This window comes from Candidatus Alistipes pullistercoris (assembly GCF_027665465.1).
Lineage (GTDB): Bacteria > Bacteroidota > Bacteroidia > Bacteroidales > Rikenellaceae > Alistipes_A > Alistipes_A hominis.
The window spans coordinates 1-7,915 of the sequence record NZ_JAQDED010000016.1; the positions used below are offsets into that span (position 1 = coordinate 1).

Annotated in this window: 10 protein-coding genes and 1 pseudogene; 9 read left to right on the forward strand and 2 right to left on the reverse strand. The window is 44.6% G+C overall.

Translation table 11 applies throughout. From position 1 onward, the window contains the following. Positions 1 to 735: 735 nt before the first annotated feature. Positions 736 to 1,482: a hypothetical protein gene (locus PGR91_RS13375; RefSeq protein ID WP_259336749.1), complete on the reverse strand. Its 747-nt coding sequence runs from the start codon at positions 1,480 to 1,482 to the stop codon at positions 736 to 738. Between the two features lie 64 nt (positions 1,483 to 1,546). On the opposite strand from PGR91_RS13375, the gene PGR91_RS13380 reads away from it, so the two are divergent. The 3 genes from PGR91_RS13380 to PGR91_RS13390 are packed head-to-tail and all read left to right on the forward strand — an operon-like array spanning position 1,547 to position 2,492. Continuing rightward, positions 1,547 to 1,741, forward strand: a complete 195-nt coding sequence (locus tag PGR91_RS13380) for a hypothetical protein (protein WP_118657270.1) — start codon at positions 1,547 to 1,549, stop codon at positions 1,739 to 1,741. 11 nt (positions 1,742 to 1,752) lie between these two features. Continuing rightward, positions 1,753 to 2,172 (forward strand): hypothetical protein, encoded by a 420-nt coding sequence (locus tag PGR91_RS13385; protein ID WP_118657271.1) that lies wholly within the window; start codon positions 1,753 to 1,755, stop codon positions 2,170 to 2,172. Then, complete coding sequence (locus tag PGR91_RS13390) at positions 2,169 to 2,492, forward strand: hypothetical protein (RefSeq protein ID WP_118657272.1); 324 nt, start codon at positions 2,169 to 2,171, stop codon at positions 2,490 to 2,492. The genes PGR91_RS13385 and PGR91_RS13390 overlap by 4 nt, the downstream gene beginning before the upstream one ends. A gap of 143 nt (positions 2,493 to 2,635) precedes the next feature. On the opposite strand, the gene PGR91_RS13395 is transcribed toward PGR91_RS13390, so the two are convergent. Continuing rightward, positions 2,636 to 2,986: a hypothetical protein gene (locus tag PGR91_RS13395; protein ID WP_147387427.1), complete on the reverse strand. Its 351-nt coding sequence runs from the start codon at positions 2,984 to 2,986 to the stop codon at positions 2,636 to 2,638. A 130-nt stretch (positions 2,987 to 3,116) separates the two neighbouring features. Between PGR91_RS13395 and PGR91_RS13400 the strand changes: the two genes are divergently transcribed. The 6 genes and pseudogenes from PGR91_RS13400 to PGR91_RS13425 form a co-directional block, all read left to right on the forward strand. Next, complete coding sequence (locus PGR91_RS13400; RefSeq protein ID WP_118657274.1) at positions 3,117 to 5,372, forward strand: DDE-type integrase/transposase/recombinase; 2,256 nt, start codon at positions 3,117 to 3,119, stop codon at positions 5,370 to 5,372. Between the two features lie 5 nt (positions 5,373 to 5,377). Beyond that, the gene (locus tag PGR91_RS13405) at positions 5,378 to 6,346 is read left to right on the forward strand and encodes an AAA family ATPase (protein WP_055206023.1); all 969 of its coding nucleotides are present in this window, start codon (positions 5,378 to 5,380) and stop codon (positions 6,344 to 6,346) included. After that, positions 6,346 to 6,606, forward strand: coding sequence for a hypothetical protein (locus tag PGR91_RS13410; protein ID WP_118657275.1), 261 nt, complete (start codon positions 6,346 to 6,348; stop codon positions 6,604 to 6,606). The genes PGR91_RS13405 and PGR91_RS13410 overlap by 1 nt, the downstream gene beginning before the upstream one ends. A 47-nt stretch (positions 6,607 to 6,653) precedes the next feature. Continuing rightward, positions 6,654 to 7,313, forward strand: a complete 660-nt coding sequence (locus tag PGR91_RS13415; RefSeq protein WP_118657276.1) for a DUF3164 family protein — start codon at positions 6,654 to 6,656, stop codon at positions 7,311 to 7,313. 318 nt (positions 7,314 to 7,631) lie between these two features. Further along, positions 7,632 to 7,811, forward strand: a complete 180-nt coding sequence (locus PGR91_RS13420; protein WP_118657277.1) for a hypothetical protein — start codon at positions 7,632 to 7,634, stop codon at positions 7,809 to 7,811. 3 nt (positions 7,812 to 7,814) lie between these two features. Beyond that, positions 7,815 to 7,915: pseudogene (locus PGR91_RS13425) on the forward strand (DNA cytosine methyltransferase); the annotation flags it as partial.

A 7,915-nucleotide genomic window follows, 5' to 3' on the forward strand; every position in this document is an offset into this window, starting at 1 on the left:
TATAAGGGGCATTTCCAATAGTATCAATAACAGTTAAATACACAACAATATGAGTTACAATTCATTGACGCACATACACCCCCGAAGCCCAACTGTAATTCGGTTTAATTTCAGTGTAAGAAATTCAAGACAAATGCACATAATTCCCACAGAAAAGTATAATTAAAGACGATACCCATTTAATAAATGGCCCCCGTAACAGTTGTTTCAACGAAATTTAACCGGTCATTAAATGCCGGTTAAACCCTCTCAAGAACACGCAGAACGAGAACCGACGTTATTATTTGGTACAAAAAAGGAACATGAAAATAGTTTGAAACATCAAAAAAATAGTTACTTTAGTTCCAACTCTTGGTAGGAGTTTTTACTTGTTGGATTGGTATAGTATATTTGTATGCTATACAGGCATTTCATATCTCGTAAAAGAGGCCATCGCTCCGTGAATTGCACGATCCAACCTGCAATTACTCCTACCAAGAACCGGAGACGATGGCCTTTTACTCTAAAATTCCCGACTATGAAATTATGGAAGACGAGGCCCCTATGACCGACTATGTCCGTCAGAACAGTATTAAATTGAACAATAGCGAACTACCTAAACTAAAAACTAAACTACATGAGAACATATACAAAGTATTCAAAACAAACCGTGAGTATATAAAAATTTGTAATACTTTACCCACGACTCCATTACGCATCAATTAAACCCTTCCATTCAAAATAAAACCCCGGCATTCACTTGTCGGGGTTTCGTTTGTCATTGTTATCAACGTGCAGGGCGGGCGGTTTATTGTCACCAGGTGATATCGACCCTAATGTACTTTCGTATTGCCACAGCTTCGCCCTAAGTTCGTTTATCTCCGCATCTTTCTGTTTTACAATCTCGTTTATGGTGTCTTTCATCGTACTGGGAGAGACAGCCTCCCCTGTTTTGAACATTTCAAGGACGTTATTCACGAACTCTTCCGACATCGCCTTCTCGATCTCTTCGTCAGTGAATCCGGAAAACATATTTCGGATGCCCCGGCGTTCAGGCGGAATCTCGATTTCAAGATAGCTGCTGTCGATTATGCGGCCTTTACCCCGCTGCGATTGGGAAGACTGATAAGGGGCTTGGTTTTCGGCAGCGATGGAGGGAGTGTTGCCTGTGATTTTGTATTGTTTGTTTGATGACGTTTTTCGGAGTTTTCGTTTGTCATCAAAAACGTCATCAAAAATGTCATCATTTTGTTTGATGACGTTTTCCGGAGTTTTCGTTTTGAAAATTTCTCCTTCGCCGGTAAAGAGCCAATCTAAATTAACATCGTCATAATACGAGAGAAATTTCATTAAATTATCTTCAGATATTCCATTAGTCTGACTTAAAACCCCATTAGTCACCCCTGTGTTTTTATAAAACGAGTATTTTGTAATACCTTTTAGTTGAAGGTATTGCAAAATCCTACTTTTGATAAGTGAAAAATCTCTCGTTTTTTCTTGCATAGCTGAGATATTCCTATTATATTTGCTTCGTGAAGTTAACACAAAGGTATTAAAATTTTAAGATATGCAACAGCATACGCAATTCGATCAGACCTTATATAAAAAGGTTCGCGCCATCAAAGGCGGAATAAACGAGATATCGCGTCGGATCAATGTACGCCGCGAGTGGGTTTATATGGTGTTGGTGGGGCGTGGTAAAAGTGCGCGCGTCCTTCGGGCTGCCGAGCAACTGATCGCCGAACGAAAACAAACCAATTAAAACCTAAAGATATGAAATACAAAGTAGGAGACAAGGTTAGAATCAAATCTCTGGAATGGTACGAGAAGCACCACGATTGTCATGGTTGTGTAGGAGTAGGTAGTGAAGCATTCGTCTCCAGTATGGTAGAATATTGCGGCAAAGAAGCTATTATAACAAGAGTAAATAAAACGTCATACAAAATAGATATTGACGGTCAATATCATAACTGGTCTGAAGGCATGTTCGAAGATGAAAATCCCTTTTGTGTCATCGGGGGACGAATTGTATTGCCGGATTATGATAAAATGCTTCGCGAAAAAGCTCATAAAGAATTATGTGAGCATGTGCTCAAATGGAGTTGGCCGGTGACGCAACCATTACAAATAAAGACTACCAAAATAGACCTTATCGGTCGTGAATTGTTAACCATTAAAAAATTAAACGTATGAAAAAGCTACAAGCAATTTTGAAAGGTCGCATCTTCGCCGACATGATGTTCGAGTTGCGCGAAAAGCAGGTTAAGACCGCCCTTACTGTGGCAAAAAACGACATCGAAGAGCAGGAGGCGGAGGCGACGATCAAGTATGAGGAACTCTGCAAAAAATTAGGCGATAAAGAGGTCGACTACAAGAGCACTTTTAACGAAATGCTCAAATGCAAGGAGAATATTCGTAAGTCTCAAGAGACGCGGATCGCACTAAAAGAAATCGAGGACGATATGAACAGCGATGTGCAACTCGATAAGGAGGACTCCATAAACGGTGAATAGCCATAAAAAACAGAGGCGGCAGGAGGTAATAGGACCTCCTGCCACTAACGAAGATCCCATGAACGCGAAGACGTTATCCGGAGCGATACTGGCACGGGAGCAAAAACCAACGAAAGCGACCAATGAAACATGATAAAGAATACCTACGTGAATGGATGGAGTTTGCAGAACAGATACGTCAGGATTCCTCCAAAACTGCTGATGATAGCGATAATCACGGAGAGTCGAGTCAACCGTTCAAAGAGCAACATGCGAACATATCCACCCTTGAGCAATCTGGTTTTACCTCGTTCGGTAATGCTGACGCCGTACCTGTCGAGGCGACACATTCCTTCGGATTGCAAAAACTCATAAACGGATATCACGTTGTCGGGTGCGTTTTTACACAACCTGTCATAAGATATATGATCGGAATTCTTAAAACACTCAAGCGCAATATCATACATTTTACATCGGTAGTAAGCGCCTCCGTAAATAAGTTTTTTAAAATCCATAATCGCTAAATGTTTTAAGGTTTGACAGTCATAAATATAGCGATTTATCCCGTGAATGCAAGGGCATTATCCGGAGCGATACCGGCGCGGGAGCAAAAACAGATTTAAAACACATTTAACCGACATTTAAATGATCCAGCCGAACGACATACTAATACGCGAGACCTCCGACGGGCAAACCGTCTGGGTGTCTCAGCGTATGGTGGTCGAAGGATGTGGAGTAGGTGAATATTATTTAAGAGTTGCTTGTCGTGACCGTTACAAGCAGTCCCTTCCCGCCTCCTGGCAAAAGGTTGTCGCCCAGTCCGATTTTTTCCTGGGCGACAACAAAAAGTCATGGCGATGGGGACGGAGGAACGGGCAATATTACTACGACATAGACCGGATTCCGAATCGCAAACCTCGTTGTTACCGGGATATGCTGCCCGGCAAAGACGAATTGATCGCCGCTGTCGAGAATGCGAACCTGCGCGGCAGCCGTGAGCGACAAGCGGCGCAATACAAAACGATTTCAAAACAGATCAAAACACTGATCGACAACTCGGATATTCAATATTTCCTGCATTACCAAGTCGGAGATAAAACTATTTTTAATATCGACAAGTCCCGACAACTCGCCGAATCAATGGCCTGGTGTCGGTATATCAAAGAGTCCGGGAATCGTTACCGGGAGATAGGATTCACATCCCGGACTGATTTTCTTTCCGCCTGTGTCGAACTGATCCGTCGCGCAGATCTCGAAGGATTGAAAGTCAAAACGGCTGATTCTCTCCGTAAAAAAATCAGCCTGTCGCCGGACGATCCGGAACTGCTGCGCCGTTACCTGGTATCGGGGAAATACTGCAACGACAATCGCCGGATCATCGGCAAATACAAATTGATAGACTATTCGACCGGTGAACTGCTACCCATCGACGAGCACCAGGCCATTATGATGACCTACTGGCTGAATCCGGGCGGTGCGGCCAAAGGAACCAAGCGCGAACTATGGGAATCCTACGCCGCAGACATGGAAGCGGTCGGCAGAATCCCGATAAAACCGTCCACATTCAACCATTATACGAACATTTGGACGAATAAAATGCTGACAGCGAAAGAACGTCACGGTAAAAAGCATTTCAGAAATACATACCGCCCCTACGTTCCGGCCCGCCCATTGGAGTTTGCGAATTCATTATGGGCGTCGGACGGTTCCGGCGTGGTTCCATATCGGTATCAGGATCAGTACGGAAGGTGGCGAATGATGAAGTTATACGTGATGTTGATTTCAGACGTTGCAAGCCGGTGTATTATCGGATATGCGGTGAGTTGGAAGAGTCAACATATCGAAGATGTCCGGATGCTGCGTAGCGCCATGACAATGGCTTTACGCAACAACGGCAGGACTGAAGTGATGGACTTTATTTCGGACAATCACGGCGCATATACAAGCGACGAATCAAAGGAATATCTTCAGCTCGTTTGCCGAAATTTCCGCACGATCAAGCCGGGAAATTCCCAGGCGAACCCTGCCGAATTAACGTTTAAACTGTTTAAAAGACGGTTTAAAACCTATTTCAATCTCCCGGAAACCTCATGGAATGCACACAGCCTCGAAAGCGTTGCGAATCCGGATTATTACGACGTAATGACGCTTCCGACCTACTCGGAATCCATTACGAAGCTAAACACGGCTGTATCCGACTGGAACAATACCCGAATGAGCAACGGACTGACTCCCGTCGAATGGTTCGCACAGTGGAAAAACCCGCAGGCTGAATCATACGACGACCGTCACTGGCGGTTGATAACCGGCAATGTAAGCCGGCAAGATCTGAGCTACCAGCGATCGATTATGACCATTGAAAAAAACGGGGAAAAATATCGTTTCGACGTTCCGACGGACACGGATTCGATAGCATTAATCGCAAAACACATGGGATATAATCCGGATGTGCCGGTGACGGCATACTGGAACGAAGAAGGGGCCGATCTGTACACTATGGACGGGAAATATATACTTAGCTGTCCGGCGGCATCACTGGCCTCCAAATCCATGTCGGAAGCCGACGGAAAAACGCTTTCCGCACTGCGTCATCACAGTGATAAAGGCGAACAGGTCGAAGCGATGGCGGACGATTTCGTTTCCGATGTGAAGTATGCGAAGGACGTGATGTGCCGCAATTACGACTTCAACATCCAGGGGATCGGGACGAAAGAGACATACAACGGCATGATGGAAGGAGTCACCGAAGCCGAGTTCAACAAAGAATTGGCAAAGGCACAGAAGAAAGAGACACGGAAAAAAGACAAAGAACAGGCGCGTGCGGAAAAGGAAATTATGTCTGCGTCGATAGCTTTCCACAAAAACAGAATATCAGACTTATCCAAATACATAAAACGTTAAAAATCATGGATGAAAGCGTAAAAAAGTTGATCTCGGGCAGAACGCTCGAATATATTCAGCAGAATGCGATGTCGCAGACGATGTTTGCAAAACATTGTGGAATAAATCCGTCGTATCTGAGTAACATTCTGAACGGGATTTTTGAATACAAAGCCGCCGAAGGAAAGATAGTCCCCATATCTGACAAATATTTCCATATCATCGCCGATTGTATCGGGATGAACCTGCAAGAGTCCGTTTGGGACATCCGAGCAACATCGCAATTCACGATGATGATATCCACCCTTGAAAACGCCCACGAAAACGCTATGTCGGAAAATGGTCGCGGGGCCTTCAAGATGATTATCGGGGAATCCGGCTGCGGAAAAACTTTTGCGATCAACCAATACTGCAAAGCGCATCCGACCGACTCGATCAAAATAACGATCAACGACATGGATAAGATCAAAGATATCATCGAAGAGATTGGACGACAATTAAGCATCGAACTTCCTTTAGGGGCGGGCAATAGACTGCGCGCAATCGCGCGCGAATTCAGAAGCAGGGCGCTCAGAGGTGTGAAAATGATCCTCATCCTCGACGAAGGGGAGAACACAAAGATTCCCGGATTGAAAATGTACAAAGCTATATATGATCTTGTGCAGGGTTATGCCGCTTTCGTTATTGCCGGTACTCCGGAACTGCCCAAAATGATGAATTTACTTCTGGGGAAAGGGACTCCGGGTATCAAACAGGTCGTGCGGAGATTTAAAGCAGGGATTGTGAACCTTCCCCCTATGGATCGTAAATACACGCCTTTTATGGATTTGGTGGAGGATATCCGGTTGCGCAAGCTCCTGGTCGGGCTATGTGACAATTACGGCGAATTGCATGATTTCCTCGAACCGGCCATACTTTCTGCAAAAAAAGACGGGAAGCCTCTTACCGAAGAATATTTCAGAACTATGTATTGTATTGCTAAAACTGGAGAATAATGGAACAAATCAAAATTGTCGACGCCCGGACGCTCCCTGAGGAGGTACGGCGTCAAAAACAGATCGAGCAACTTGAAAGAATGATCGTGATGAGAAGCGAACGAGCGCAGTCTACGGAGCGATATCTGCGAATTTTCGGCTCCCAGCTGTGCGAGGATCGGCTACGACTGCTGAAACTTCATTTATACCGCACGATCGAATCCATTATCGACATGCGCCGCGACCTGATTGCCCTGCAATCCCCCCTCGGCAATTACTGATATTTAGAGATTAAAAATACATTCAAACGCATTTAAAACGAATGATTATGCAAGAAATTGCCAATTTGACGACCAAACAACTGGAACAGTTGTTGGCCGAACGCAAAGCCAAAGAACAGGCGGAAATACAGGAGCGCCGCAAAGCCTACGAGTCTATTAAAAGCGGTTTTATTAACGATATGGAAAGCCGTGCGCGTAATGTCGTTGACCGGGTTAAGGCGTTTCACGAGCAGGTAGTCAAGGAGACCAGAGCGTTCTATGAGTTAATGAAGGAATACGGGGAGCTCCGTAGCGAAGGACAGCGCAGTTATACGGTACAGTCCGAAACATTTCGTATCGAAGTAAAAAGTTGCAAAGTAAAATGTTTCGACGAACGTGCTGACATTGCAGCATCACGTCTGATCGATTTTTTGAAAGAATGGATCGAAGGGCGCGAACGTGGAGCGGACGATCCGATGTATCAACTTGCGATGATGTTGATCGAGCGCAATAGGAATGGTGATCTGGATTATAAGTCAATCAGTAAATTGTATGATTTGGAAATCAAATTCAACAGTCCGGAATACTCATCTATTATGCAGTTGTTCAAGGAAAGTAATATTGTCGAGGGAACCGCTACTAACTTCTATTTCTACGAGAAGACTGAGCTCGGCGTCTGGCGGAAATTGGAGCCGTCATTCAATCGCATGTTATCATCTAATTCTTAAAACTATGTGCGACTGTATTAAAAAAAATAGAACAACGGCTCAATGATAAAATGAGCGAACAAAATCCCGGATGTAAAATAATTGACAAAGTTCGAATGGAGAATCGTGCATTTATGCTTGATTCCAGCGACTATCATCTTTTTTCTCCCGCACAGGGAAGATATATGCAAGGGAAGCGTGTGAGAAAATTCGAAGCTAATATACATTACAGGTATTGCCCTTTTTGTGGCAAGAAGTACAACGAAAAATAATCCCGACTGGGTGGCTACGCGAGGCGGTTCGACTTCGTCTCCGGGAGCAAATAAACGAAATGCGATTATGTACGCCGATATTGACAAAGACGGAAAGGTCAGCCTTCACGACATGGCTCCGGCGGAAGCCGAATTGATCCAAACCGCCGCGATCCGTTTGGCCGAAGAAACCAATTCCAACGCCTCTACGCTCCGGAAGGTGGCGATGGAGATCGACAAAGTTTTAGTGAAAGCATCCAAAAGTTAGAACATGACGCACGGATCTTTGTTTTCAGGCATAGGAGGTTTCGATCTTGCGGCTCGTTGGGCCGGATGGGATAATCTGTTCAACTGTGAAATAGACCTTTTTTG